A 6,166-nucleotide genomic window follows, 5' to 3' on the forward strand; every position below is an offset into this window, starting at 1 on the left:
GTTGATTTTGGTGTAGGAACTTTAATTATACAGGCTCATATTGAATGGGTCTTTTTTTATTTATTTTGAGTGGTGCACTTAATATTACAATTCGTCATAAAAAAAGAGCCTGTCTCAAAAGAGGCAGGCTCCCTATTATGCTTAGTGAATTATTTTAATTCGTCTAAGATTTCATCCATTTTTTCAACTTCAGTTGTAGCACCGTTGCTTGAGAAGTACCAGTTTGTACCGTCTAAGTATACGATTGTGCCGTTTTTGTAAGCTTGTGTTTTCTTGATGATGTCGTTTTCAACATCTTTCTTAAGTGCTTCTACATCCATATCATTACGATCGATGACGAATAATACTTCAGGATCTGCTTTTAAGATGGCTTCGTAAGAGAAGTTCGAACCGTGAGCTGATGTATCAATACCTTCAACTGCTGTTTTGAAGCCAAAGTCATCGTATACATATTTGAAACGAGAGTCTTCACCGTTATCAAAGCCTGAAATTTGTTTGTCAGAGTACATTGTTACTAAAGCATTATCGTATTTAGAAGCTTTCTCTTGGATTTCTTTTTTCTTCTCATCTAGCGTTGCTTTTAATTCTTTCGCTTTATCTTCTTTACCGAAGATTGAAGCAGCTAAATCGATTGAATCTTCAACGCCACCAATATAATCTTTGCTATCAGAACCAACAAATACTACGTTTGGTGTGATTTTTTTAAGCTCTTCGTAGTAAGGAGCTTGACGACCAGTAATGAAAATAATATCTGGCTCAGCAGCCGCAACTACTTCAAGATTTAATTCTTTTAGGTTACCTACGTCTTTAATATCATCACTTGGAGCATATTTTTCTTTAAGGTTTTCAGGCATATTCCCTTGGCCTTCACCGTAAGGAATACCAACAATACCTTCAACACCTAATGCATCAAGTGTATCTAGGAAGCCATAGTCCATTGAAATAATGCGTTTTGGTTGTTCTTTTAACTCAACGTCTTCGAAAGTGATTTTGTCGCCTTCTTCCGTTTCACGTTCAGTTGATAAAGACTTAACTGTCATTGGGAATGCAGTGTTTGATTCTGCTGAAGTTTCTTTGTCAGTTGAAGTTTGTTCTGTTTTTTCTCCAGAAGATTTGTCCTCTGATTCGTCAGTACCACATGCACCTAACATTAAAGTTAATGCTGCAGTTGCAGTTAAAAAACGCCATTTTTTCATTTTAAAAGTCTCCTCCTGAGTTGTATCCCCTCACGCACATGAGAGTGATTATCATTTTCAATTAACTAATGCTAATTCTAGCGGATATCATTTTACCTTGTCAATAGGCTTTTGGTAATTTTACTGAGATTGGAAATAAACGCAAATTTTACAACCATCTTGTTCTTGGACTGGAATGCTCATGTCATACACTTCACGAAGTGACTCAGTATTGATGATGTCACTCGTCGGTCCATCCTTTACAAGACGCCCATCTTTTAACGCAACAATGCGGTCTGAATACACAGATGCAAAGTTAATATCATGCAGTACGATGACCACGGTTTTCCCTAACTCATCGACTAATTTACGTAAAATTTTCATAATCTGAACAGAGTGCTTCATGTCTAGATTATTTAAAGGCTCATCTAGCAAAATATATTCTGTATCCTGCGCGATGACCATCGAAATAAATGCACGCTGCTTTTGACCACCTGATAATTCATCTAAAAACTTGTCCTGAATATCAATCAAGTTCATATACTCAAGCGCCTGATCGACCATCACATTATCCTCAGGTGTCAAACGCCCATGAGAGTATGGATAGCGACCAAAAGAGACAAGCTCACGAATTGTCAGACGTACATTAATAAAATTGGATTGACGTAAAATCGCCACGCGCTTCGCAAAATCTTTTGATTTCAGCTTTTTCACGTCTGTCTTATCCAATAAAACTTCCCCTGTATCTGAATCTAACAGGCGACTTACCATTGACAATAGCGTCGATTTACCCGCACCATTCGGGCCGATAAAGGACGTGATTTTTCCTGTTTCAATCGTCACAGACACATCTTCTACAACAGGCTTTTTGCCAAAGAATTTTGTGATTCCTTTAATTTCAATCATCCTGCTACCCCTTTACTTTGTTTTAGTAATAAATAGATAAAGTAAATACCACCCACGAAGTTGATAATAACGCTAATTGTTGTATTTAAATTAAACACATGCAGCACAAGGAACTGCCCACCGACGAGCGCGATAATACTAATAAGACTCGCGCCAAGTATGAGTATGGAGTGCTTGTACGTCACTAAAAATTGATACGCTAAGTTTGAAACAATTAATCCTAAGAAAGTAATCGGCCCAACTAAAGCCGTTGAGGTCGCAATTAAAATAGACGCTAAAATAAGTACACGTAGCACCATTTTGTCATAGCTAACACCAAGATTCATCGCATTATCACGACCTAGATTCATGACATCTAAGTCGCGCATTAAAAAGGCCCCATAAATAAAGCAAGCGATTAAAATAACAGCAGAAATCACAACTAGTTCTGACTTCACATTTGTGAAACTTGCGAATAATTTATTTTGTAAACTTAAATATTCAACAGGATCAATCATGACCTGTAAAAAGCTCACTAAACTTCCTAAAAGCGTTCCGATAATCATTCCTGCTAATAACAGGAGAAAAATCGGGTATTTATCTGCTCGGAATAAGAAGCGATAAAGAAGTAGCGCGAAAAGTACCATCGCTAAAATCGCTGTTCCAAAGTTCAAATAACGGTCGACGACAAAAATAGATGCCGAGCCTAAGAAGAAATAAATAACTGTTTGTACAACTTCATACATCGAGTCGACACCAATCATCGATGGCGTCAAAATACGATTACGCGTAACCGTTTGGAACATTACTGTCGCATACGCAATCGCCACCGCTGTAATAACCATCGCCGCTACACGATAAACGCGCATTGGAAATGCATAGCTAAAACTTCCTTGAATGTTGTAAAACAAAAAGCCAGCAATCGAAATAATGGCTAATACAGCCAAGCATAAAATTTTAATTGTATTTGTTTTCTTCACACTACTTTGCATATGCTTTCCCCCTAAACAACATCACTAAGAAGATCGCACTACCAATAACAGCCACCGTTGTATTTACTGGAATTTCATACGGCGCTACGATAATACGACTTAAAATATCGCAGGCTAGAAGGAAAACGACACCAAGTGCGACTGTATGAGGAATCGTTTTTCGTAAATTGTCCCCTAAATATAATGACACGATATTTGGTACGATTAATCCTAAGAATGGAATAACCCCTACCGTTAAAATAACCGTTGTTGAGATAATGGCGATAAGAACAAGTCCAATGTTTAACACCGTTTTATAGCTCAAGCCAAGATTTTTCGCAAATTCTTCTCCCATTCCTGCGACCATAAATTTATTCGCAAAAATGTACGCAATAATAATTGCTGGCACTGCAACGTATAGTAATTCATAACGTCCAGACACTACAAGCGTGAAACTACCGATGAAGAACGTGCTAACGTTTTGTAAAATATCCGCTTCGTATCCAAGGAATGTCGTAATCGAAGAAATAATATTCCCGAACATAATCCCTACTAATGGAACGAAAATGACATCCTTAAATTTGATGCGATCAAGTAAACGCATAAAAATAAATGTCCCAATTAATGCAAATGCAAAACCAAACATCACTTTTTGCATATACGTTACATTTGTGAAGAAAATCATTGAAATAACAATACCTAATTTCGCTGCATCCAACGTACCTGCTGTTGTTGGTGATACGAATTTATTGCGGCTTAATGATTGCATAATTAACCCGGCAATACTCATACCAGCACCTGCTAAGATAATCGCCATCAACCGCGGTACACGACTAGCAAGGAAGATTTGTACTTCATCCGATTGAAAATCGAGTAAATCCGCCGGTTTAATATCGATAGCTCCTATAAACAGCGAGGCAAACGATAAGATAACTGCAGCTACCACTAACATCCATAATCTCATTCTATTGCCCTCGTTTTTATAATTTATCTATAAATGATAATGAAAATGATTATCATTTAATTCCCGCTTCATTATATAACGATTTTCAGCGTAAATTCAACCGACTTCCCTAATTGAGAATGGACAAAAATCCAAATGACCGACCAATTTTCTTCCTGAATAACTGATTTCTCAGCGTTTTACAGAGTTTCTTTTTTAAAGTCCATCTAGAAAAAAATTTCGAATTCGAAATACTTTAGAATCGTTTTAAATTTCATTTAATGAAAATAAAAGGAAATTCTCATCTAAATTTTCATTAAATGAAGCCATCTTTTATAATAGAAGAAATGATGGAGAAAGTATGTCTACTTTTCAACAATTAAAGGAGGCTTTATATGCCGATTCGACTCGCTAATCAAACAGATACCAAACGCCTAAGTGACATTTATGTAGCTTCTCGGCAAGCTCATTTTCACTGGCACACCGAGCCTTTTTCATATGAAGATTTCGAAAAGGATACGGCTGAGGATATTGTCTATGTACTCGAGGAAAACGGTGTAATCATTGGCTTTTCTGCATTGTATGTACAAGATAGCTTTATTCACTGTCTTTTTATTGACCCAGACTATCAGCATAAGGGAGCTGGCTCTATCCTACTCCGTCACGCGACCACCTTACTACCCCATCCCGTGACATTAAAATGCGTTTCTGAAAATAAACACGCACTCGCCTTTTATGCACGACATCATTTTGAGAAGGTACATGAAGAAGGTCCCTCAAATGAACGTTACTGGTTACTCGCATTAGACGAAAAAAAAGGACCGCTTTAAAAGCAGTCCTTTTTCTATTAAAACTCTTCGTATTCATATGTGTAACGTTTTACATCGCCATCTGCTAATTTAAAAAATGTCTCATGCGCTACTTCTAAGCTCAGCGCCTCATCTTTATCGAGGTTTTGATACAATCCACGAATGATTCGACTTGTGACACCATGCGCCACAACAATCAGTTTCTCTTTATCTTTCACGCTCTCTAAAAATGCTTTTACGCGGCCCTCCACATCAGCATAACGCTCACCGCCAAGTGAATTGAAGTACCAGTTATAATGATTTGTGCCTTCTAAAAGACGCGGCCATTGCGCTTTAATATCTTCAATATAAAGCCCTGCCCAGTCGCCTACAGATACTTCAGCTAGGCGTTCATCTGTCTGCACTTTAGTTAAATCATATGCTAACGTCTCACATAAAATTTTCGTACTATCCATTGCTCGGCCAAGGGGACTCGAAATGATTTCCCAGTTATGAATATCGTCACCAAGCTCCATCTTCAACATACGGGCCACCTGATAAATCTGATCTTTCCCGTTCTCAGTAAGTGGTGAATTGGATTGACCCTGGAATTTTCCTTCCACGTTGAATTCTGTTTCGCCGTGACGAATTAAATACATTTCTTGTGTCATAAAAACCATCCCCTGTCTAAACATCTTGTTGTCTATTAATTCACTTAAACTGAAATTTATAAACCCATTTTTAGATTATATTTTGTTAAGTTACTTTAAGAAACATTGGACGTCTAAAACCGTTTTTTATGCCCATTAGCTAGGTGATTTTTGTGCTTCTATCTTCTGTGAAAAGTTATGCACAAGATGATTCTCATTTTTAATTTAAGATTGATCATACAACATACCATTAATGAAATAAAAAGTACCTATCACTATCATTACAGAAAAGATAAAAAGTAGTACATAAAAAATCTTTATCGCTATTGTCTCAGCTCTAACAAACTTAATCATTGAATAAATAGAACCAACTAAAAACCATATAATCACTACAATTATTTCTAAAAGAATGTCTTTTAAAAAATCATCTATTAAAAGATCTTTAAAAAAATCATTCAATTCCTGACACCTACAATTCTTACTTTAAAATCTCCTACAAAATTATCCATAAAGAACTTTGAAATCTATTCGTAGTTGTTTAACTAGTAATAGAAAGCTACTTAACTCCATTAAAAAACCTCCTGAGAAAAGTTATCCACAGGAGGTTTTGAGTCATGTTGGGGTGAAATAAAGTTTGATTAAAAGTGTGCTATAAATGTCAACTAATCTATGTACATAAACGCTTACTTAAAGGTGCACAAAATCACGCATCATCAGATGCTAAATGGTCTTTTAAACGATATGAATCTCCAAC

Annotated in this window: 6 protein-coding genes; 1 reads left to right on the top strand and 5 read right to left on the bottom strand. The window is 36.5% G+C overall.

The window, feature by feature from the left end; translation table 11 throughout:
• Window positions 1–149: 149 nt before the first annotated feature.
• The 4 genes from ACFSY7_RS10625 to ACFSY7_RS10640 all read right to left on the bottom strand — a co-directional run bounded on the left by ACFSY7_RS10625 (window position 150) and on the right by ACFSY7_RS10640 (window position 3,995).
• Complete coding sequence (locus ACFSY7_RS10625) at window positions 150–1,196, bottom strand: siderophore ABC transporter substrate-binding protein (protein ID WP_139995670.1); 1,047 nt, start codon at window positions 1,194–1,196, stop codon at window positions 150–152.
• 120 nt (window positions 1,197–1,316) lie between these two features.
• Entirely contained in the window at window positions 1,317–2,081 is a 765-nt protein-coding gene (locus ACFSY7_RS10630) for an iron ABC transporter ATP-binding protein (protein WP_126991502.1), read from the bottom strand.
• Entirely contained in the window at window positions 2,078–3,052 is a 975-nt protein-coding gene (locus ACFSY7_RS10635; protein ID WP_126991503.1) for an iron chelate uptake ABC transporter family permease subunit, read from the bottom strand. The genes ACFSY7_RS10630 and ACFSY7_RS10635 overlap by 4 nt, the downstream gene beginning before the upstream one ends.
• Entirely contained in the window at window positions 3,042–3,995 is a 954-nt protein-coding gene (locus ACFSY7_RS10640) for an ABC transporter permease (RefSeq protein WP_126991504.1), read from the bottom strand. Before ACFSY7_RS10640 ends, ACFSY7_RS10635 begins: the two co-directional genes overlap by 11 nt.
• A gap of 374 nt (window positions 3,996–4,369) precedes the next feature.
• Between ACFSY7_RS10640 and ACFSY7_RS10645 the strand changes: the two genes are divergently transcribed.
• On the top strand, window positions 4,370–4,804 hold the full coding sequence (locus tag ACFSY7_RS10645) for a GNAT family N-acetyltransferase (protein ID WP_126991505.1): 435 nt from the start codon (window positions 4,370–4,372) through the stop codon (window positions 4,802–4,804).
• A 17-nt stretch (window positions 4,805–4,821) separates the two neighbouring features.
• On the opposite strand, the gene ACFSY7_RS10650 is transcribed toward ACFSY7_RS10645, so the two are convergent.
• On the bottom strand, window positions 4,822–5,433 hold the full coding sequence (locus tag ACFSY7_RS10650; RefSeq protein WP_139995668.1) for a histidine phosphatase family protein: 612 nt from the start codon (window positions 5,431–5,433) through the stop codon (window positions 4,822–4,824).
• Window positions 5,434–6,166 lie beyond the last annotated feature (733 nt).

Source organism: Kurthia populi (assembly GCF_042686175.1).
In the GTDB taxonomy this organism is placed as follows: Bacteria; Bacillota; Bacilli; order Bacillales_A; family Planococcaceae; genus Kurthia; species Kurthia populi.